Annotated in this window: 15 protein-coding genes; 6 read left to right on the forward strand and 9 right to left on the reverse strand. The window is 69.1% G+C overall.

Annotated elements, in window-relative coordinates; genetic code table 11:
* Positions 1-41: 41 nt before the first annotated feature.
* The gene (gene rpsA, locus AB8M46_RS32160) at positions 42-1,541 is read left to right on the forward strand and encodes a 30S ribosomal protein S1 (protein ID WP_037345493.1); all 1,500 of its coding nucleotides are present in this window, start codon (positions 42-44) and stop codon (positions 1,539-1,541) included.
* A 153-nt stretch (positions 1,542-1,694) separates the two neighbouring features.
* Here rpsA and AB8M46_RS32165 read toward each other — a convergent pair whose 3' ends face one another.
* Entirely contained in the window at positions 1,695-1,919 is a 225-nt protein-coding gene (locus AB8M46_RS32165; protein ID WP_037345494.1) for a hypothetical protein, read from the reverse strand.
* A 207-nt stretch (positions 1,920-2,126) separates the two neighbouring features.
* Between AB8M46_RS32165 and AB8M46_RS32170 the strand changes: the two genes are divergently transcribed.
* From AB8M46_RS32170 to coaE, 3 genes are read left to right on the forward strand one after another with little or no spacing between them, the layout of a single operon-like run.
* Complete coding sequence (locus AB8M46_RS32170) at positions 2,127-3,629, forward strand: FAD-dependent monooxygenase (protein WP_378423500.1); 1,503 nt, start codon at positions 2,127-2,129, stop codon at positions 3,627-3,629.
* Positions 3,599-4,192, forward strand: a complete 594-nt coding sequence (locus AB8M46_RS32175; RefSeq protein WP_350593340.1) for a TetR/AcrR family transcriptional regulator — start codon at positions 3,599-3,601, stop codon at positions 4,190-4,192. Before AB8M46_RS32170 ends, AB8M46_RS32175 begins: the two co-directional genes overlap by 31 nt.
* A gap of 5 nt (positions 4,193-4,197) precedes the next feature.
* The gene (gene coaE / locus AB8M46_RS32180) at positions 4,198-5,382 is read left to right on the forward strand and encodes a dephospho-CoA kinase (protein WP_394362662.1); all 1,185 of its coding nucleotides are present in this window, start codon (positions 4,198-4,200) and stop codon (positions 5,380-5,382) included.
* 12 nt (positions 5,383-5,394) lie between these two features.
* Here the strand turns inward: coaE and AB8M46_RS32185 are convergent, their stop codons facing one another.
* The 3 genes from AB8M46_RS32185 to AB8M46_RS32195 form a co-directional block, all read right to left on the reverse strand.
* On the reverse strand, positions 5,395-6,915 hold the full coding sequence (locus AB8M46_RS32185) for an ArnT family glycosyltransferase (RefSeq protein ID WP_394362663.1): 1,521 nt from the start codon (positions 6,913-6,915) through the stop codon (positions 5,395-5,397).
* A gap of 90 nt (positions 6,916-7,005) precedes the next feature.
* On the reverse strand, positions 7,006-8,520 hold the full coding sequence (locus AB8M46_RS32190) for an ArnT family glycosyltransferase (RefSeq protein WP_394362664.1): 1,515 nt from the start codon (positions 8,518-8,520) through the stop codon (positions 7,006-7,008).
* Between the two features lie 139 nt (positions 8,521-8,659).
* Complete coding sequence (locus AB8M46_RS32195) at positions 8,660-9,175, reverse strand: DUF402 domain-containing protein (protein ID WP_394362665.1); 516 nt, start codon at positions 9,173-9,175, stop codon at positions 8,660-8,662.
* A gap of 144 nt (positions 9,176-9,319) precedes the next feature.
* Here AB8M46_RS32195 and AB8M46_RS32200 point away from each other — a divergent pair, with 144 nt between their 5' ends.
* On the forward strand, positions 9,320-10,630 hold the full coding sequence (locus AB8M46_RS32200; RefSeq protein WP_394362666.1) for a DUF5685 family protein: 1,311 nt from the start codon (positions 9,320-9,322) through the stop codon (positions 10,628-10,630).
* A 52-nt stretch (positions 10,631-10,682) separates the two neighbouring features.
* Positions 10,683-12,839 (forward strand): excinuclease ABC subunit UvrB, encoded by a 2,157-nt coding sequence (gene uvrB / locus AB8M46_RS32205; RefSeq protein WP_037345502.1) that lies wholly within the window; start codon positions 10,683-10,685, stop codon positions 12,837-12,839.
* Between the two features lie 75 nt (positions 12,840-12,914).
* On the opposite strand, the gene AB8M46_RS32210 is transcribed toward uvrB, so the two are convergent.
* The 5 genes from AB8M46_RS32210 to AB8M46_RS32230 form a co-directional block, all read right to left on the reverse strand.
* Positions 12,915-14,324, reverse strand: coding sequence for a S28 family serine protease (locus AB8M46_RS32210; protein ID WP_037345505.1), 1,410 nt, complete (start codon positions 14,322-14,324; stop codon positions 12,915-12,917).
* 69 nt (positions 14,325-14,393) lie between these two features.
* Positions 14,394-15,167, reverse strand: a complete 774-nt coding sequence (locus AB8M46_RS32215) for an enoyl-CoA hydratase/isomerase family protein (protein ID WP_378423513.1) — start codon at positions 15,165-15,167, stop codon at positions 14,394-14,396.
* 42 nt (positions 15,168-15,209) lie between these two features.
* Positions 15,210-15,632 (reverse strand): hypothetical protein, encoded by a 423-nt coding sequence (locus tag AB8M46_RS32220; protein ID WP_037345510.1) that lies wholly within the window; start codon positions 15,630-15,632, stop codon positions 15,210-15,212.
* 259 nt (positions 15,633-15,891) lie between these two features.
* Positions 15,892-16,851 carry an ABC transporter permease gene (locus tag AB8M46_RS32225; RefSeq protein ID WP_052121043.1) on the reverse strand — a complete coding sequence of 320 codons (960 nt, stop codon included), beginning with the start codon at positions 16,849-16,851 and terminating at the stop codon, positions 15,892-15,894.
* Entirely contained in the window at positions 16,844-19,753 is a 2,910-nt protein-coding gene (locus tag AB8M46_RS32230) for an alpha/beta fold hydrolase (RefSeq protein WP_394362667.1), read from the reverse strand. The genes AB8M46_RS32225 and AB8M46_RS32230 overlap by 8 nt, the downstream gene beginning before the upstream one ends.
* Positions 19,754-19,971: the final 218 nt, after the last annotated feature.

Below are 19,971 nucleotides of genomic sequence, written 5' to 3' on the forward strand. Positions count from 1 at the left end.
TGCAAACCCACTACTTCCCATCCACCGGAGCAACCCGCCTAATGACGACCGACACCGCCACCGCCCCGACCGCCCCCACCGGGCCCCAGCAAGTCGCTATCAACGACATCGGGTCGGAGGAAGACTTCCTCGCTGCGATCGACAAGACGATCAAGTACTTCAACGATGGCGACATCGTCGAAGGAACCATCGTCAAGGTCGACCGTGACGAGGTCCTGCTCGACATCGGCTACAAGACCGAGGGTGTCATCCCCTCGCGCGAGCTCTCCATCAAGCACGATGTCGACCCGGCTGAGGTTGTCACCGTCGGCGATGAGGTCGAAGCCCTGGTTCTCCAGAAGGAGGACAAGGAAGGCCGTCTGATCCTGTCCAAGAAGCGTGCGCAGTACGAGCGCGCCTGGGGCACGATCGAGGAGCTCAAGGAGAAGGACGAGCCCGTCAAGGGCACCGTCATCGAGGTCGTCAAGGGCGGCCTCATCCTGGACATCGGCCTCCGCGGCTTCCTGCCCGCGTCGCTGGTCGAGATGCGCCGCGTGCGCGACCTGCAGCCGTACGTCGGCCGCGAGCTCGAGGCGAAGATCATCGAGCTGGACAAGAACCGCAACAACGTGGTCCTGTCCCGCCGCGCCTACCTGGAGCAGACCCAGTCCGAGGTGCGCAGCGAGTTCCTCAACGCGCTCGCCAAGGGCCAGGTCCGCAAGGGCGTCGTGTCGTCCATCGTCAACTTCGGTGCCTTCGTGGACCTGGGTGGCGTCGACGGCCTGGTGCACGTCTCCGAGCTGTCCTGGAAGCACATCGACCACCCGTCCGAGGTCGTCGAGGTCGGCCAGGAGGTCACGGTCGAGGTTCTGGACGTCGACATGGACCGCGAGCGCGTCTCGCTGTCGCTGAAGGCGACCCAGGAAGACCCGTGGCGTCAGTTCGCCCGCACCCACGCGATCGGCCAGATCGTGCCGGGCAAGGTCACCAAGCTCGTCCCGTTCGGTGCGTTCGTGCGCGTCGAGGAGGGCATCGAGGGCCTGGTGCACATCTCCGAGCTGGCCGAGCGCCACGTGGAGATCCCGGAGCAGGTCGTCCAGGTCAACGGCGACGTGATGGTCAAGGTCATCGACATCGACCTCGAGCGTCGTCGCATCTCGCTGTCGCTGAAGCAGGCGAACGAGGGCGTCACGCCGGAGACCGAGTTCGACCCGACTCAGTACGGCATGGCCGCCGAGTACGACGCCGAGGGCAACTACATCTACCCCGAAGGCTTCGACCCGGACACCCAGGAGTGGCAGGAAGGCTTCGACAAGCAGCGTGAGGAGTGGGAGCGTCAGTACGCCGAGGCTCACACCCGCTACGAGGCTCACATGAAGCAGGTCGTCAAGGCCGCCGAGGCCGACGCGGAAGCCGCGGCCGACGCCGCGACCGGTGTCACCTCCGGCGACTCGGGCGAGCAGAGCTACACCTCCGCTCCGGCCGAGGCCAAGAGCGGTGGCACGCTCGCCAGCGACGAGCAGCTCGCGGCTCTCCGCGAGAAGCTGTCGGGCGGCGCGTGATCCAGGCGCTCAGCCAGTAGCTGACAGACAGCGGCCCCGGTCCACACGGACCGGGGCCGCTTTCTTTTGCCCGCGTTTCGTCCTCTGGATGCGATCCTTGCACGCGCAACTACCGCATCCAGAGGACTGAATGCGGTAGGGGGAGAAGAAACGTCAGGAAGTGGCGGGCCGGACGGCCGGCACCCAGATGCGTTCGAGCGCCGCGGCGCGGGCCTTGCGGCGGAGGCCGGCGAAGCTGTGCTTGGCCGGGACCAGGAGCGCGCTCAGCCACGTGCGCCGATATTCGGCGAGGGCCTCGGCCACGGGACGATGGAGGACACAGTGCACCAGGCCCGGCGTACCGAGCCGGTGCCTTCCGACGTGCTTGCCGTCTGCCATCTTTCCTCCGTGTGGGCGACCTTCGCCGCGCACGGTACGCAATCAGGCGCCTGATGCGGCGTAACCGCGCGGCGTGTCACCCATAAAGGTTGAGTCTCGCGTCACTATCAACTTGCCTTTTGCACCCTTCTGTGCCGGATGTGCCTCTCTCGTCACCCTGTGCGAAGTGTGGACAGGTTAGTAAACGAGACGGTATCGTTTACAAACATGAGCGAACCTCTTGTCATCGTGGGAGCGGGCCCGACCGGCCTCGCGCTCGCCGTTCATCTGTTCATGCATGACGTCGACGTCCGGCTGGTGGACGCCGCCCCCGGGCCGGTCACCACGTCCCGCGCCCTCGGCCTGCAGCCCCGTGGCGTCGAAGTGCTGGAACGGATCGGCGCGCTGGGCGATCTGCGCAGCCGGTCCCGGTCGCTGCTCAACATGTACTACAACGACGGCCCGCGCACAGTGCTGAAACTGCAGGTCGGCAAGGCCGCCGCGATGCTGCCGAAACCCACGTTGCTGATCTCCCAGGCCGAGGTCGAAGGCGCGTTGCGGGCGCGGCTCGCCGAGGTGGGCGGCAAGGTCGAATGGGGCACCAAGGTGACCGGCGCCCGGCAGCGCGCGGACGGGGTGACCGTCGTCGTGGACACCGACGAGCGCGAGATCGAAGCCTCGTGGCTCATCGGCTGTGACGGCGCGCACAGCGCGGTCCGCCGGATCGCCGGTATCGGCTTCTCCGGGCGAAAACTGATCGAGCGGCTGCTGATGGCCGATGTACGCGCGAACTGGCCCTTCGACCACGACGGCAGCGTCACCTGGATGGACACCGGGAGGATGTTGTCGGTGACCGCGTTGCCGGACAACGCCTGGCGGGTGTTCACCGAGCCGCTTCCCGGCCTGCCGGAAGGGCTCTCGACCGACCAGATCGGCGAGGAGGTGCTGAGCGAGTTCTGCCGCCGGAGCGGGCTGTCGCGGGACACCGTCACCGAGGTGCGGTGGAGTTCTGAGTTCCGCATCCACCGCAGGCTCGCGGACCGGTACCGGCAAGGCAGGCTTCTGCTCGCGGGCGACGCGGCGCATATCCAGAGCCCGACCGGCGGGCAGGGGCAGAACACCGGTCTGGGGGACGCGGAGAACCTGGCCTGGAAGCTCACCCTGGTCGCTCGCGGTCTGGCTGGGGAGGAACTGATCGACACCTACGAGGGCGAGCGGCGGCCCCTCGCCCGCAAGGTGCTGGCCGCGACCAGCGGCGCGGTGGACATCATGCTGCCCGACCGGCCGTGGAAACGACTGGTGCGCGACCGGCTGGTGATGCCGGCGATCCGGTCGACCGCGGTGCAGCGCCGGCTGTGGCTGGTCGCGTCCCAGTTGGACACCACCTACCGAGGCGGGCCGCTGGCGCCGGGCGCGAGCCGGTGGGCCCGCAAACCCCGGCCGGGGGACCGGGTGCCGGACCTGAGGTGCCGACGGACGGACGGCGTCGAGACGACGTTGCACGCGGCGATATCCGGGCGCTGGACGGTCGTGGCAGGCGACGCCGGACAGGCGGCCCGGCACACCGAGGCGGTCGCCGGGCAACTCGGTGCCGATCTGGTCGGCACCTTGGTGTGCAAGGGATCGCGCGACGTGCTGCTGGTCAGGCCGGACGGGCACCTGGCTTGGCGCGGGCTTCCGGCACCGGACAAGATGGCCGCGTGGCTGAACGACATGCGGTGGACAGGGTAGGCGGGCGCCCCCGTGATCCGGGCAACGACGTGGCGATCTTGGACGCCGCGCTGGATCTGCTGATCGAGGACGGGTTCGGCGGCGCCAGCATCGAGGCGATCGCCAAACGGGCCGGTGTCGCGAAGATGACCGTGTACCGGCGGTGGAAGTCCAAGGAGGACTTGTTCCTGGCGGCACTGGAGCACGCGCGTCCACCCGAGGGCGCGAACGCGGAGTCGATCGGCGAACTCGTCGTCACGGTCGCGCGCTTGTTGAGCCAGAACAGGTTCCGGATGTTGATGGCCAGGGTCGTCGGCGCGTCGGTGGATCATCCGAACCTGGTCGGCGCCTACGTCGAGCGGTACCTCCGGCCGCGGTTGTCCGGTCTCGCCGAGCTCGCCAGGGACGCGGTCGGGAAGGGCGAGTTCCCCGAGGGCACCGATCCGGCCGTGATCGAGGACGTGTTCGCCGGGGCGATCGGATTCGTGCTGCTGCGCGGGGAAGTGGCCGAAGCCGAGATCGCCGGCAGGCTGCGGGGCATGTTGCGGCACCTCGGCCGCCGGGAGGACCTTCATCTAGGCTGATCGACATGCTGCGTGTGGGCCTGACCGGCGGGATCGGCGCCGGAAAATCGACGGTGGCGAACCGGCTTTCCGAGCACGGCGCCGTCCTCATCGACTCCGACAAGATCGCCAGGGAGGTCGTCGAACCGGGGACGCCGGGGCTCGCCGAACTCGTGGAGGCGTTCGGGGAAGACATCCTGGCCTCCGACGGTGCGCTCGATCGGCCCGCGCTCGCCGCGAAGGCGTTCGCCGACGAGGACTCGCGCAAGCGGCTGAACTCGATCGTCCATCCGAGGGTCGGCGCCAGGACGGCCGAGCTGATGGCGGCCGCCGCGCCGGACGCGATCATCGTCCACGACATCCCGCTGCTGGTCGAAGGCGGGCTGGCGCCGATGTACCACCTCGTCGTCATGGTCGACGCGCCGGAGGAGGTCCGGGTCCGCCGCCTGGTCGAGGCACGGGGCATGGCCGAACCGGACGCGCGCGCCAGGATCAAGGCGCAGGCCACGACCGATCAGCGCCGGGCGGTGGCCGACGTGTGGTTCGACAACAGCGGAGCGCCGGACATCGTGCTCGCCGAAGTCGACGCACTGTGGGCGGACCGGCTGACCCCGTTCGAGGCGAATGTGCGGCTCCGCAAGCCGCGGGCGCCGATGTCGCCGAAGATCGCGCCGTACGACGAGACGTGGCCCGTGCAGGCCGAGCGGGCGCTCGCGCGGATCCGCGTGGTGGCGGGCGACAACGCCGTGCGGATCGATCACATCGGCTCGACGTCCGTGCCGGGGCTGCCCGCCAAGGACATCCTCGATCTGCAGCTGACCGTGTCCACTTTGGACAAGGCCGACGAGCTGGCCCAGGCACTTTCCGACGCGGGGTTCCCGCGCGCGGAAGGGGAGTGGTACGACGACGCGCACGGTGAAGAGGGCACCTGGCCCAAGCGGTTCCACTTCGGCGGCGATCCCCGGCGCCCGGTCAACCTGCACGTCCGCTCGCAGGAGACCCCGGCCTGGCGGCTCGCGCTGCTGTTCCCGGAATGGCTCCGGCAGAACCCCGACGAACGCGACGCCTATGCGGCCGTCAAGAACGCCATGGCCGCGAAGCACGCCGGCGACGGGACCGTCGAGCAGTACACCGACGAGAAGCAGGTCTGGGTCGATGCCGCCTTCACTCGCGCCGACGCCTGGGCGAAGTCGACCGGCTGGACCCCGTAGGCGCCGGCTCGGTCAGACCCGGAATTCCCGTAGCGCGGGCCAGGCCTCGGCCCAGGTTGCGGTGTGATCGGTGACCAGCCAGATCGGCATCCCTCGGCTCACGTTGCGCACACCGGTCGCGTTGTCCACGCGCGAGACGATCCTGGCGTCGGTGAAGGACCGGAGCAGCCGCGCCGGATCCGGCCCGACGAACAGGACGCTGTCCGCGGTCTCGGGTGGATGCCCGAAGTACCAGAACCCGCGGCTCGGGCTGTACACGGCGGGCAGCCCGTAGTCGGCGCCGTACCGGTCCAGCGCTCCGGCCTGCCAATAGCCGGCCGTGACGAGGGTGGTGCGCTCCCGCTGGTCCGGCGGGAGCCGGTGATAGGCGTCGGCGACCGAACGGGCGAGGTCCGGCCAGCCGATCTCCTCCAGCGCGTACGCCGGGCGCGGTACGTCACGCCCTTCCGCGAGCCAGGCGGACGGCCACACCGGCAGCGCGTACGGGAGGGTGTACAACGCGGAAAGCAGGAACACCGGCCAGGTCGGGATCCAGCGGGACCACAGCGACGGTTTCAACTGTCCGAAGTGGACGGCAGCACCAGCCCACAGGACGCCGAACATACCCGCCGCGTAGTAGTACCGGCCGTTGGACAGGATGAACAGCGCGATCACGCCGACGGCCGTCCAGCCGAGGAATCGGTAGGGGCGCAGCCTGGACGAGAACAGCAGGACCCAGAGTCCGTAAAGGACGCCGACGACACCGATGCCGAGCCCGGCCCCCGTGAGCAGGGCGGGCAGGAACCCGGCCCGCCCGCTCCAGCCGCCGGTGGTCTCGTGCGCGATGACGTCGCCCATCTCCAGCTGCGGCCAGCCGTTCGCGGCCTGCCACCAGAGCGTCGGCACCATCGACAGCGCGGCGATCCCCGCGCCTGCCCAGAGTTTGGGCCTGCGCAAGAGATCTCGCGGCCCGAAGAGCAGGATCGCGATCCCGGCGGCGACCCAGAACGTCGCGATGAGGAGCTTGACGTTCAGCGCGACGGCGGTCGCCACGCCCAGCCACAGCAGCAGGTTGTCGTCACGCGTCCGCATCCACCGGACGAGCAGCCACGCGATGAGCGTCCACAGCGCCGGGTCGATCGTCGACGTGGCCAGGTAGTGCCCGCTGCCGAGGAACTGCCCGCAGATCGCGTACGCGGCGGCGGCGCGGGTCTGCGCCCGGCGGTCCCCGCCCATCTCGTAGGCGATGAGCCCGGTGAACACGACACCGGCGGCCGTCGCGAGGACGGCGGGCAGGCGGAACACGAAGACGTTGCCCGGCGCGAGCGTGTCCATCGCCAGCGCCAGGAAGGGCAGCACCGGCGGCTGATCCGCGTAACCCCAGGCCAGCCGCTTGCCCGCGGAGAGGAAGTACAGTTCGTCGCCGAAGTAGCCGTAGCGCCACGCCGTCGCCAGCAGGACCGCCGCGGCCGCGGCGGCGAGCAGCGCCACCGGGAGCCGGGCGAACGCCGCACTGGACACGGTCGGTGTTTCGGCCGCGTGGGCGGCTTCCATCCATTCCTCGCAGATCTTTCGGGTGCCGGTCCTCTCGCACCTTACGTGCCGACGGCGTGGCGCGTCGGTCGTGAGAGGACCGCTGGAGCATCAGAACCCCCAGTCCGTGAGTTTCGGCCATACCGTGTCCCAGCTCCCGTTCCGGCCGGTGGCCAACCAGATCTTCATGCCCTGACTCGTGTTCGTGATCCCGGCCCGGTTGTCGAGCACACCGACCTCACGGATCCGCGTGAAGTACGGCACAAGCCCCGAAGGGTCGTTCCCGACGAACAGGACGTCCCGTGCCGATTCCGAGGGTCTCGGCAGCGTGGCGTAGCCGCGGTTGGGACTGGACGGCGACGGGAGCCCGAGCTCCGGTCCGTAGTGGTCGATCGCGCTCGCCTGCCAGTACTTCGCCGCCACGATCCCGGTCCGGGCCGGATCGGGCACGGTCCGGTACGCCCTCGCCACCGACTCCGTGATCTCCCGCCAGCCGATCTCTTCGACGGCGAACACCGGACGGGCCCACTCCGGGGCACTCGCCAGCTCCGCCCTCGGGAGGACCGGGAGCGATTGCGGGATCGCGATCAGCGCGGCGACGACGTACACCGGCCACGTGGCCAGCCAACGCCAGTACTTTGACGCCTGCCCCGCCTCGATCTCCACCGCCGCGGCCGCGAACAGCGGGGCGAACATCCCCGCCGCGTAGTAGTAGCGCCCGTTCGCCAGCAGGAACAGGGCGAGCACGCCGAGCGCGGTCCAGCCGAGGAAACGGTACGGCCGCAGCCGTTCGGACCGCAGCAGCCGCCACAGGCCGTAGCCGAGCAGGATCATCCCCACCGGAACCCCGGCGCTGAGCACCAGTGTCGGGATGAACGTGGCCCGCCCACCCCAGCCCGCCGAGACCTCTTGGGAGATCGCCGCGCCCATGGTCAGTTGCGGCCATCCGTTCGCCGCCTGCCAGACGAGCGTCGGCGCGATCATCGCGGCGGCGATCAACGCGCCGAACCACAGTGCCGGACGGCGGACGAGGTCTCGGGGGCCGAATATCGCCGCGGCGACCAGCGCGACGGCCCAGAAGCCCCCGATGAGGAACTTCGTGTTCAGCGCGAATCCGGTGACCACCCCGCTCCAGAGCAGAAGCCCGTCCTCGCGGGTCCACGTCCACCGGACGAGCAGCCACACCAGGAGTGTCCACAGGAACGGGTCGATCGTGCTGGTCGCCAGGTAATGCCCGCTGCCCAGCATCTGGAGGGATACCGCGAAGGTCGCCGCCGCGATCGTCTGCGCTTTGCGGCCACCGCCCAGTTCCCTGGCGATGAGTGCGGTCAGCACGACACCGGCGACCATCGCCAGCATCGCCGGGATCCGCAGGACGAACGGCGAATCGGCGCCGAACCCGTCCATCAGCCGGGCCAGCAGCGGCAACAACGGCGGCTGGTCGGCATACCCCCAGTCCAGATGCCGACCGGCCGCCAGGAAGTACAACTCGTCGCCGAAATAGCCGTAGCGACCGGCCGTCGCCGCGAGCACCGCCCCCATCGCCCCGGCGACCGCCAGCACCGGTGCCCTCGCGAACGGCGCGACTTCCGCGTGTGCTCGGAGCCCCTCGGTCTTGATGACCACGGGTATCCGCCCCCTCTCGATCGGTTACTCCGTGATCGAGAGTTCCGCAAAGGCGCCCTTCCGGGTATCCATCAGCCGGTCGGAATCCGCCTCGCCCAAGGGATGAGTGAAGATCAATCGAACGATGGATGCCGGCCGCTCAGTGCCGCCGCCAGCCGAGTGTGATGTCCTTTGTGGACAGCCATCCGCGCAGGTCGTGGCCGTGGGTGGCCAGTCCGTCGACGGTCGTGTGACTGACATCGAGCGCGCGTTCGCCGTCGGCGGGGGAGAGCAGCCCGGCGGTGACCGCGGCGAGGAGTTCGTCGGTGTCGATCACCTGGACGGACTTCTTGTCCCGCAGCACGAGATCGAGATAGAGGTCGGTGGCCACCCAGACGCCGCCCTCGCGGCGGATGTCGACGACGTCGAGGTAGAAGTCCTGATCGCGTTCGTGACCGGGGTTGAACCAGAAATCGGTGATCCGCAGGCCGAGATCCGGCAACAGCCAGGACTCGAGGTAGTGGAACTGCGCCCGCCCCGGCGTCGGCCGCGCCATGTAGAGGCCGAAGGGCTCTTCGCGGTATTCGTCGACGTCCCTCACGACGCCTTTGGGGTCGGTGTTGGTCTTCGCGGCCGGGTCGAAGTACTCGACCTTCGGCGGATGCAGCGCGGTCATGCGCCCATCTTGGAAGGAGCCGACCCCCCGCGAACACCGCCCAACCGGGTGGACGATCACCGGTTTCGCGGTTCCGGGGGAGTGGAGCCGCCTGGCCGGATAAGGTGCGCTGGTTCCGCCATAAGGGTGAGTGGGAGTCGACGTATGTTCGGGATCATCAGGCCGTGCCGCCACCGGCTTTCCGCGGGTCTGCACGCGGATTGGCTCGCCCATCTCTGCGGTCTTTGCCTGGCGCTGCGCGACGAACACGGACATCTCGCCCGAATGGTGACGAACTACGACGGTCTGATCATCTCGGCACTCGTCGAAGCGCAGTCACCCCGTGCGGAGGGGCGGCGCGACGCCGGCCCTTGCCCGCTTCGGGCGATGAAGGGGACGTCGGTCGCGAAGGGCGGCGGAGCCCAGCTCGCGGCCGCTGTCTCCTTGGTGCTCGCGTCGGCCAAGATCAGCGACCACGTCGAGGACCGCGACGGCGCCTTCGCGCGGCGTTCCGTCGCTCTCGCCGCGAGGCGGGTCGCGACGCGCTGGGCGGACCAGGGGAGCCGCACGGGCAGCCGGATCGGCTTCGACACGGCGGTCTTGACCGAGGCCGTCGACCGGCAGGGCGAGATCGAACGTGCCCTCCACCTGGGCGATTCGGCCGTGCTCGCGACCGAACCGGCCGAATTGGCGACGGCGGCCGCGTTCGCGCACACCGCGGTCATCGCGGGCCGTCCGGAGAACGCCGCGCCGCTGGCCGAGGCCGGGCGCCTGTTCGGCAGGGCCGCTCACCTGCTCGACGCCGTCGAAGACCTCGCCGAGGACGAGGCCGCCGGCGCGTGGAACCCGCTGACCGCCACCGGCACCGACCTCGCCGAAGCACGACGGTTGTGCGACGACGCCGTGCTCGGTGTCGAACTCGCCCTTCGCGAAGTGAAGTTCGACCAGCCGAAGCTGGTTCACGCCCTGCTGGTGCACGAACTGCGGCAGGCGGTGCGCCGGTCCTTCGGGCACAACCTCACCGGTCACGGGCACGGCCCCCAGCAGCCGCCGCCGGGCTGGATCGGCCCCGGGCCCCGGCCGCAACAGCATCCCCACCAGCCGTACCAGCAGCAGCCCTATCCCCAGCCGCCCTACCCGCAGGGTGGGCACCAGGCGCCGCCACCGAGGCCGGTCCCGCCGCAGGGCGCGCCCGGTGGCGGAGGGCCGCCGCAGGAGCCGCCGAAGAAGAAGCGGAAGCACGGCGACGGGCCTGTCGATGGCCAGGGTGGTTGCTGCTGGACGCCGAAGTTCCGGGTGCCCGCCCAGCCGAGGGGGTTCTTCCTCGGTTGCACGGTGGCCACCTACATGTGCTGTTCGTGCCAGTTCTGCTGCCGGGACCCGTTCCCCGGGGCGTGGAGCGGGAAGCCGCACGAGGCAGTGTGCAACAACTGTGACGGTTGTGACTGCTGTAACTGTTGTGACTGCTCCTGCTGATCCCGACCAGGCGAAACGGAAACTGTCGGACCCTGCGCCTACTCTGGTTCACGTGGCTTTCGCATCCGAACACCCCGTGCTCGCCCAGTCGGACTTCCGCCCCGTCACGGACATCCCCCGGACGGGCGGCCGGTTCGAGGTGGTCAGCGAGTACAAGCCCGCCGGTGACCAGCCGGCGGCCATCGACGAGCTCGAACGCCGGATCAACGCGGGCGAGAAGGACGTCGTGCTGCTCGGTGCCACGGGTACCGGCAAGTCGGCGACGACGGCTTGGCTGATCGAGCGCGTCCAGCGCCCGACGCTGGTGATGGCGCCGAACAAGACGCTCGCCGCGCAGCTGGCGAACGAGCTGAGGGAGCTGTTCCCGAACAACGCGGTCGAATACTTCGTCAGCTACTACGACTACTACCAGCCCGAGGCGTACATCGCGCAGACGGACACCTACATCGAGAAGGACTCGTCGATCAACGACGACGTCGAGCGGCTGCGGCACTCGGCGACGATGAACCTGCTGTCCCGGCGCGACGTCATCGTGGTCGCGAGTGTCTCGTGCATCTACGGCCTCGGCACGCCGCAGTCGTACCTGGACCGGTCGACGAAGCTGAAGGTCGGCGAGCAGCTCGATCGTGACGTCTTCCTCCGCGCGCTGGTGGACGTGCAGTACACCCGCAATGACATCGCCTTCGCGCGCGGCACCTTCCGCGCCCGCGGCGACACGGTCGAGATCATCCCGGCGTACGAAGAGCTGGCGATCCGCGTCGAGTTCTTCGGCGACGAGATCGAGAAGCTGTACTACCTGCACCCGCTCACCGGCGACATCGTGAAAGAGGTCGACGAGGTCCGCATCTTCCCGGCCACGCACTACGTCGCGGGCCCGGAGCGGATGGAGAAGGCCATCCGCGGTATCGAGGCCGAGCTGGAGGAGCGGCTGGCCGAGCTGGAGAAGCAGGGCAAGCTGCTCGAGGCACAGCGGCTGCGGATGCGCACCGCGTACGACATCGAGATGATGCGCCAGGTCGGGTTCTGCTCCGGTATCGAGAACTACTCGCGGCATATCGACGGCCGTTCCGCGGGCTCCGCGCCCGCCACGCTCATCGACTACTTCCCGGACGACTTCCTGCTGGTCATCGACGAGTCGCACCAGACCGTCCCGCAGATCGGCGGCATGTTCGAAGGCGACATGTCGCGGAAGCGGAACCTGGTCGACTTCGGGTTCCGGCTGCCCAGCGCGGTCGACAACCGGCCGCTGACCTGGGAGGAGTTCAGCGACCGGATCGGGCAGACGGTGTACCTGTCGGCGACGCCGGGGCCGTACGAGATGGGGCAGGCGGGCGGCGAGTTCGTCGAGCAGGTCATCCGGCCCACCGGCCTGGTCGACCCGAAGGTCGTCGTGAAGCCGACCGAGGGCCAGATCGACGACCTGGTGCACGAGATCCGCGAGCGGGCCGAGAAGGACGAGCGCGTCCTGGTCACCACGCTGACCAAGAAGATGGCCGAGGACCTCACCGACTATCTGCTGGAGCTGGGCATCCGGGTGCGGTACCTGCACTCCGAGGTGGACACGCTGCGCCGGGTCGAGCTGCTGCGGCAGCTGCGTGCGGGCGATTTCGACGTACTGGTCGGCATCAACCTGCTCCGTGAGGGTCTCGACCTGCCCGAGGTTTCGCTGGTCGCGATCCTCGACGCGGACAAGGAGGGCTTCCTCCGCAGTGGCACGTCGCTGATCCAGACGATCGGCCGCGCGGCGCGAAACGTGTCGGGCGAGGTGCACATGTACGCGGACAAGATCACGGACTCGATGCAGCACGCCATCGACGAGACCGATCGCCGCCGCGCCAAGCAGGTCGCCTACAACGAGGAGCGGGGCGTCGATCCGCAGCCGCTGCGGAAGAAGATCGCCGACATCCTGGACCGCGTCTACAGCGAGGCCGAGGACACGGAGTCCGTCGCCGTCGGTGGTTCGGGCCGGAACTCCTCGCGGGGCAAGAAGCCCGAGCAGGGCGACCGCGTCCGCAGCTCCGGGATGCTCGCGGACAAGGACGTCGCCGGGATGCCGCGCGCCGAACTGGCCGACCTCATCCAGCAGATGACCGACCAGATGATGCAGGCCGCGCGCGACCTGCAGTTCGAGCTGGCGGCCCGGCTGCGCGACGAGGTGTCGGACCTCAAGAAGGAGCTCCGGGGAATGGACGCGGCCGGTATCAAGTAACCCCGCGTTTCGTCCTCTGAACGCGATCCTTGCGTATGCAAGTACCGCATTCAGAGGACGAAACGCGTGACGGGGTCAGAGGCGACGGCGTTCGAGCATGGTCAGGTCGGCGTCGAAGTCCGGGAAACCGGCGGGCACCGAACGTGTGCTGACACCCGGTGAGACCGGCGGCAGGCCGGCCCATCGCCGCACGGTGTTCGTCGCTTCGGCGGCCTGCTCCGGGGGAAGCTGCGCGATCCGGGCGCCGTGGTTACCGCCCGGCACCGTGTAGCTGTAGGAGTCCTTCGTGCCGAAGCCGAGCTTGAACGGCTCGGCACCCCACGGGTCGTTGCCGCCGTAGACGAACATCAGCCGCTTCCCGCGCGACTTCACCCAGAAGTCGATGTCCGGCATCGCGAGATGGTCGAACCGCGGGATGTCGACCGACTTCGGCACGAACGTCCGTGACACGTTGGAGCCCGGGTAGCGGAGCAGATCCCGGAGATAGCCTTCGTAGGACTCGGGCGCGCCAAGCTGGTAGGCGGCCTGGAAGTAGTACGGGACGTAGACCTCGAGGTTCTGGTCGGAGTAGGTGTTGAGGCTCTCGACGCGTTCGAACCAGGCGTAGACCTCGGACGCGGGGGCGCCCGCCTTCGGGATCGTCGCGCAGTCCGACTGCCGCTGGTACTGCCAGAAGGCGAAGTACGAGTCGATCACCGAGATCTCCAGCGACACGTCGGCCGAGCCGACGGTCTTGAACGTGTAGCCGTTCTTGGCCGCGTCGGCGGCGGCGAGCGCCGCGAACTCGGAACGCCGGGTCAGCACGTCACGCTGGATCGCCTTCAAGGCCGAACGGCAGGCCGGATCGTTGCCGACGTTCGCCAGGAACCGGTTGTAGCGGTCGTGCTCGTTGATGACGTCGTTGGGCGCGACGTACGGGATCGTCGCGTCGACGTCGTCCGGGAAAAACCTACGGAAGTAGGTCGCCGTCATACCGCCCTTGCTGCCGCCGGTGGCGAGCCACTTGCCCGGGTAGAGCCGCTTGAACGCCTCGACGGCGCGGTGCTGATCGGCGGCGGCCTGCCAGATCGTCAGCTGCTTGCCCCAGTTCGGTTGCTCCGGTCGAGACGGGGTGAAGAAGCGGTATTCCATCGACAGCTGGTTGCCGTCGACGATCTGTGTCGGCTCCGAGCGGTTGGGCGATTGCGACACGTTGTACCCGCTCGTGTACACCACGGTCGGCGAGCGGAATTCCTTGTGCAGCAACGTGAAACGCTGCTGGAAGGTGCCGCCCTCCGGCCTGCGGTGGTCGACGGGCTGGGTGTAGGTGAGTTTGAAGAACCGGTAGCCGGTCGGCGCCGGATTCTCCGAGACGACGGTCAGCCCGGGGATCCGCCCGAGCGCCTCCTTGATGTCTTCGGGTGCCGCCTGCGCGGCCGGGGTCAGCCCGGCCAGTGCGAGAACGGTGATCGCCAGAACCGACCACGCGGCCGTGAGCTTCCGCATCCATGCCCTCCCCATCGGGACCTGTTGAGCGGTCGGATACTCACAGAGTCACCGCCGGTGGGCAATCGCCTATCCGGTCGAGCCGCGCAGCACCCGGTCGACATAGGCCTTGATGGCCGCGCGGGCTTCGGGCGAGCTCCACAGTTCGAGGACGTGGGCGTCGTCGCCGGTGCGGTGTTCGGCGATCCGCTCGTGGAACGGCCGGTGCAGCTGCGCCTTCGTGTGCGCGTACGCGGCCGCCGGGATCTCGGCGAGTTTCCCGGCGACCTCCAGCGCCCGCTCGACGACGTCCCCGGGCGCGGTCACCTCGTTCACCAGGCCGAGCCGGAGCGCGTCCGCCGGAAGATGGGTCTCGCCGAGGAACGCGAGTTCGGCCAAGACGTCCGCGCCGAACCCGGACCGCAGGATCTCCAACGCCGCCAACGGGAACGGCACGCCGACGAGCAGTTCGGTGATCCCGATCCGGCCGGGGCCGTCGGCGAGGACACGGCGGTCGCAGGCGGCGGCGAGTACCGCCCCGCCGGCGATCGCGTGTCCGTTGACGGCCGCGACCACCGGACCGGGGAAACCGAACACCGAGAGGAACGCGTCCGACAGCGCGGGCAGGAAGTCCTCGAGATAGCCCGTGCCGCCGTCGTGCACCCGCCGCAGGTCGACACCCGCGGAGAAGATGCCGCCGGTGCCGGTCAGCACGACCCCGCGATAGCCGCCGAGCTGCACGTCTTCGAGCCGGAGGGTCAGTTCCTGGCAGAACTCCGTGTCGAGGGTGTTCGCCTTGCCGTGCTGCAGGGTGACGACGGCGATCCCGCCTTCGTCGTCCACGCGGATCGAGGAGGTGGCCATGGGCCGACCGTACCGGAGCCCGCGGGGATCTACAGTGGACCTTCAGTCCTTGAGGCGCACGGTGACCGTCGGGCTGAAGGACCGTTTGCGGTTCCAGCCGGTCTCGGCGCCGATGCTCAGCTGGATGGCGCGGTCGGCGGGCGCCCAGTAGCCGGTGCGGACGAAGTAGGCGTCCATCGAGCACAGCCTGCTGCACGACTTGCGGTTGCAGATGGTCTCCCAGCCCCACTGCCTGCCGCTCTCCTCGACGCCGTTGCGCCGGACGAACAGATGCGGATTGCCGATCTCGCGGCAGTAGGCGCTGCCTTCGGAGATGTAGAGGACCCCGTCGATCTTGTAGAACCGATTGTTGTCGAGAAGTGTCACCTGGCCCGAGACGGCGAATCCGACCCGGCCGCCCTTGCCGGCGTTCATGGTCCAATCGAGAGCGAATTCTTGGACCGGAGTCTCGACTGACTGGGTCATGGTGACGTCCCCGCTTTCTTCTCGCGTCGGCACCTTCGCACTGAAGATAAGGATTTCCCGAAGGTCCGGCGAAGGTGAATGGAAACTTTTCACCCAATGAGTCGATGATCGGAAAACCGATGTTCTCATGCGCATGAAACACCGGTTACCGGCGCTAATGGGTGAAGGTCGCCACGGCCAGTGAAAACCGGGGTCCACCAGGGACGAGGATTTCGTCTTCCCGGTGGACCCCGGTCGTTTGTTCAGTGCGAAAACGCTCTCAGCTGGTGATGTCCTTCGTCGCGAACCGGCGGCCGGCGAGAAGGAAGAACACCGTGCCGTACAACGCCGCCGACAACATGCCGTTGGCCATGTTCGTCCAGTCGATGTCGGTCGAGATCAGATCCATCCACGAGAACGCGAAATGCGTCGGCAGATAGTCCCGCAGCCCTTCGAGCGCGGTGATCTGGTCGAGGATCTGCGAGACGATCGCGACGATCACCGCACCGCCGACGGCACCCAGCGGGGCGTCGGTGGCGACCGAGAGCAGCATCGCCAGCCCGGCCACCCACGCCAGCTGCAGGATGATGTAGATCGTCGCCAGCCCCATCGCGACGAGGCTGTCGCCGAACGACACCGCGTCCCCGGTCGGGCTGATCGCGTCGCCCGCGCCGTACCAGATGACGCCGACCACCAGCGACACCAGTGGCAACAGGATCAGCGCGACCGCGGAGAGGATGCCGGAGACGATCGCCTTCTGCCGCAGCACCCGATGCCGGGGGACCGGCATCGCGAGCAGGTATTTCAGGCTCGACCACGACGCCTCGCTCGCGATCGTGTCGCCGTAGAACAACGCCACGATCATCGGCAGCAGGAACGTCCCGGACACGAACAGCGCGAGCACCACGAAGTTCGGCGCGCTCGCGGTGGCGAGGTCGACGAACCCGCCGCTGCGGCGGTTCGGGTTGGCCTGCCCGATCTCGAACGCGATCACCAGGATGAACGGCAGCAGCGCGACGAACCCCAGCATCAGCTGGGTCCGCCGCCGTTTGAGCTGCCGCTTCAGTTCGACGCCCAGCCGCAGCGTCCGGTCGGCGCGGTAGCCCGCCACCGCCCCGTCCGGGCCGACCTCGGTCGGTTCGTGCGACGCGACCTCGGTCAGCTCCAGCAGTGCCGCCGGATCGGTGTGCACGCCGTGATCCGCCCGGGTCGCCGGGCCGGAACCATTGGTCTTACTCACCCTTCGAGTCCTCTCCGACCAGCTGCAGGAACGCGTCTTCCAGCCGCCGCCGCGGCCCGGCCTGCTCGACCGCGACCCCGGCACGCACCAGGACGGCGACCGCCTCGGCGCGCGCGAGACCGTCGAGATCCGCGTGGACCAGTTCCCCGTCGATGTCGACGCCGGAAACGCCGCCGACCTTTCGCAGCGCTTCGGCCGCTTCGGCGGGCTTGTCGACGCGGAACGTCGCCTCGCCGCTGGACGCGGCCAGTTCGCCGACCTCACCCGAGGCGACCAGCATGCCGCGGTGCATCACGACCACGTGCGTACAGGTCTGCTCGACCTCGGCCAGCAGATGGCTCGACACCACCACGGTGCGCCCGGTCGCCGCATAGCGCTGGAGCACCTCGCGCATCTGGTGGATCTGTGGCGGGTCGAGCCCGTTGGTCGGTTCGTCGAGCACCATGAGCTCCGGCAGGCCGAGCATCGCCTGGGCGATCGCGAGCCGCTGCCGCATGCCCTGGCTGTAGGTGCGGACCCGCCGGTTCACCGCATCGCCGAGCCCGGCGATCTCCAGTGCTTCGGCGAAATGCGCCTTGTCCTTCGGGCGGCCCGTGCTCGCCCAGTACAGCTCCAGGTTCTCCTTGCCGGACAGATGCGGAAGGAAGCCCGAACCCTCCACAAAGGACCCGATCCGGGACAGCACCGGCGCGCCCGGTGCGATCAGATGGCCGAACACACGGATGGTGCCCGCGGTCGGTGTGATGAGCCCCATCAGCATGCGCAGGGTCGTCGTCTTGCCCGCGCCGTTCGGTCCGAGCAGGCCGAGCACCTGGCCGGGTTCGACCCGGAACGACAGATCCTTCACCGCGACGAACCCACCCGCGTAGGCCTTTCGCAGCCCTTCGATCACCAGCGGCGTCTTCGCCAGGCTCTCGTCGACGTCGTGCGCGCGACGGCGGCGGAACGCGGCGATCACCGTGATCGCGATACCGGCGAGCAGTGTCCCGGCGATCCCGAGCAGCTGCGCGGTGGGCGCGCCCGCGCCGACGGAGTTGCCGTGGACGACCGGGACGGCGAGCCGTCCACCGTCGGCCAGTCCGATGCGGAACACCGCGGGTTCGACCGGCGTCGCGAACGCCTGGTCCGTCGTGCCGACGACCAGCCGCAGCGTGTGCCCGGCCTCCAGCGGCCGCACGATGCCCGGCAGGGTCACCGTCACCTCGACCGGGCTGCCGTCGGCGGGCAGGCCGGAGACGCGGAACGGGGCGACGGCGTTGGCCGGAAGCGTGCGGACACCTTCCGAGTTGACGTCGTAGAGCTTCGCGAACAGGACCGCTTCCTTCTGCGGAGCGGCGGCGGACGGATCCGCGGAGACCTGCAGCCGGACCGTCGAGGAACCGGCCGCGATCGTCTGCGCGTCGAGCGGCGGCGTCGCGAACTGCGCGGCCTGCCCCGGCGGGTCCAGGCTGAACAGCCCGGAAAGCCGCGACGAGCCTGCCACCGCGCCGTTCAATCCGGGGATCCCGCTCACCGCGGCGGGGTTGCCGCCCGCGGGCCGGACGACTGGCTGCGCCGGGCCGGCCAAAGTGAACTGCCGTCGCTCGGTGGCGTCGCCGGTCGCTCCCGGGTACGCCGGGGCGCTGACGGTCCGGACCGAAGGGGCGCCGTTGGCTCGCAGAGTGCCTTGGATGTCGTAGCTGAACCCGGTGCCGGGGTCGGTGCCCTGCCCGGTGAGGGAGAACTTGAGGAAGTCCGCGATCTGCGCGCGCAGTTTCTGCCCGGGCTTCCCGCCGTCGTGGCCGCCGGTGTACCAGATCGTGCGGACCTTGCCGCCCGCGGCGGAGATCTGCCGGGCGGTCGCGTCGGACTGGTCCAAGCCGAACAGAGTGTCGCTTTCGCCCTGCACGAGCAGCGTCGGCACGGTGATCTTGTCCGTCACGGACGCGGGGGAGACCCGGCGGAGCAGGTCCACGGTCTTCTGACTCGCCTTCCCGGTGGTGGCGAGTTCGGTGTAGGCCTGGCAGACCTCGGCGGTGAACCGTCCACAAGGGTCGGCGGGGCCGGACGGCGGGCGTTGTCCGTTCGGGCCGCCGAGCGGCAGCGACTGCGCCGCGGCCCCTGCCGCGCCCGTTCCCTGTGCCGCACCGGATTCGCTCGTCTCGTCACCGGCCTCGGGCGCGTCGTTGGCGGGGGAGCCGGTCTGCGCCGCGCCGGAACCCGCCGAGAAGAAGATGCCGGCCCAGGACTTCTTGAAGACGCCGTCCGCGGTGAACGCGCCGGCGGCCGGGGTCGTGGCGGTCGGCGCGGCCGGGGCGGCGGCGTTCGGGAAGAGACCCTGGGCGAGGTCGTTGTAGGTGATCACCGGCGCGATCGCGTCGACCCGCTTGTCCGTCCCGGCGAGCAGGAGGGAAAGCGCGCCGCCGTACGAAGCACCGGAGACGGCCACCTTCGGGTCGCCGTTCTCGCTGAGGACCTCGGGCCGCGCGGCCAGGGTGTCGATCAGCTTCCGGGCGTCGGCGACCTCGCGGTCGGGGTCGTTCAGCGCGATCTTCCCGGTGCTGCGGCCGAAACCGCGCGCGGACCAGGTCAGCACGACGAAGCCCTTGTCGGCGAGTTCGCGGGCTTCGGTGGCGACGCTGTTCTTGTCGCCGCCGAAACCGTGGGCGAGCAGCACGGCCGGGGCCGGGGTCCGCTCGGGCAGATACGTGGTCGTGTCGATCTTGACGACCTCGGACGAGCCGGGGGTTTCGGGCAGATCGAGGGTCGCGTCCTGGGTTTCGACAGCGGACGGGGCGGGTTCGCTGTTCGTCCACACGACGGCCGCGGCGGCCAGGACCACCACGACCGCGGCGAGCGCGGTGAGTTTCGCGCCTCGCGTGCGAGGGAGCGGGATTCGGGGCACGGAATGACCGTATTTCACCGAACCTGAGAGTCGCTCTTCCGGCACACACGGACCACACAAGTGAGCGGGGTGTGACGGGAGTTACGCCATCATCTTGGTGACAAGGGCAACCTTAACTGGCGTCATGCGTACAGACAGGTCAAACTGGACCAGCTGTGAGGGGAGTATTCCTTCGCGGCGGTGTCGTCAGCACGGTGGCCTTCGCGGGCCCCCGGCACCGTCGGCCGGTTTCGCAC

It is taken from the genome of Amycolatopsis sp. SB7-3, from assembly GCF_041021335.1.
Taxonomy (GTDB): Bacteria; Actinomycetota; Actinomycetes; order Mycobacteriales; family Pseudonocardiaceae; genus Amycolatopsis; species Amycolatopsis japonica.

Bases quoted from the DNA above. Each gene is read 5' to 3' on its own strand.
- coaE (WP_394362662.1), top strand. From the start codon at position 4,198: ATGCTGCGTGTGGGCCTGACCGGCGGGATCGGCGCCGGAAAATCGACG.
- AB8M46_RS32215 (WP_378423513.1), bottom strand. From the start codon at position 15,167: ATGGCCACCTCCTCGATCCGCGTGGACGACGAAGGCGGGATCGCCGTC.
- AB8M46_RS32170 (WP_378423500.1), top strand. From the start codon at position 2,127: ATGAGCGAACCTCTTGTCATCGTGGGAGCGGGCCCGACCGGCCTCGCG.
- AB8M46_RS32195 (WP_394362665.1), bottom strand. From the start codon at position 9,175: ATGACCGCGCTGCATCCGCCGAAGGTCGAGTACTTCGACCCGGCCGCG.
- AB8M46_RS32165 (WP_037345494.1), bottom strand. From the start codon at position 1,919: ATGGCAGACGGCAAGCACGTCGGAAGGCACCGGCTCGGTACGCCGGGC.
- AB8M46_RS32185 (WP_394362663.1), bottom strand. From the start codon at position 6,915: ATGGAAGCCGCCCACGCGGCCGAAACACCGACCGTGTCCAGTGCGGCG.
- rpsA (WP_037345493.1), top strand. From the start codon at position 42: ATGACGACCGACACCGCCACCGCCCCGACCGCCCCCACCGGGCCCCAG.
- AB8M46_RS32220 (WP_037345510.1), bottom strand. From the start codon at position 15,632: ATGACCCAGTCAGTCGAGACTCCGGTCCAAGAATTCGCTCTCGATTGG.
- AB8M46_RS32200 (WP_394362666.1), top strand. From the start codon at position 9,320: ATGTTCGGGATCATCAGGCCGTGCCGCCACCGGCTTTCCGCGGGTCTG.
- AB8M46_RS32210 (WP_037345505.1), bottom strand. From the start codon at position 14,324: ATGCGGAAGCTCACGGCCGCGTGGTCGGTTCTGGCGATCACCGTTCTC.